Raw genomic sequence first — 549 nt, 5'->3', positions numbered from 1 at the left:
CGGTGATGCCGCGCTCGTGCGCGGCGACGACATCGATATTGTCGACGCCGTTGCCGAACTGCGCGATCAGCCTCAGCTTGCAGTCCGGTTGATTCAGCACGGCCGCGGTGATGTCGTCGGTCACGGTGGAGACAAGGATATCCGCAGAGCGGACGGCGTCGATGAGCTGTTCCGGCGTCATCGGTTGGTCGTCGAGATTGAGCCGCGCGTCGAACAGTTCGCGCATGCGGGTCTCGATCGAATCCGGCAGCTTGCGCGTGACGACAACCAGAGGCTTCTTCTTCGCCGACATCTCTTGCCCTCTAGTGTTGCGCTTTTGCGGTTTTCGAATCGGCTCCGATGCAACGGCGCAATCCGGCGAATTCAGGTTCGATCGACGGACCGTTCAGTTCCCGTTAACCCGCTTGTTCGAAACTGCGGCCGCCTGCAGATCTCAACGTCTGTCACCCTTGGTTTCCCCGGGTCGCTTGCACGCCGTGCAGTTTCCCGGGCTCCCCGGTCGCCGGGTGCCTGGTCCTCTCTAGCAGAAGGCCGGGCCAAGACAAGAAC

Annotated in this window: 1 pseudogene; it reads right to left on the bottom strand. The window is 61.9% G+C overall.

The annotated features are described in order from the left end of the window. A pseudogene (locus tag BGO16_RS06500) lies at positions 1-292 on the bottom strand (D-glycerate dehydrogenase); the annotation flags it as partial. Between the last annotated feature and the right edge of the window lie 257 nt (positions 293-549).

This window comes from Nitrobacter sp. 62-23 (assembly GCF_001897285.1).
GTDB lineage: Bacteria > Pseudomonadota > Alphaproteobacteria > Rhizobiales > Xanthobacteraceae > Nitrobacter.
This window is presented reverse-complemented; position numbering and strand designations above follow the sequence as displayed.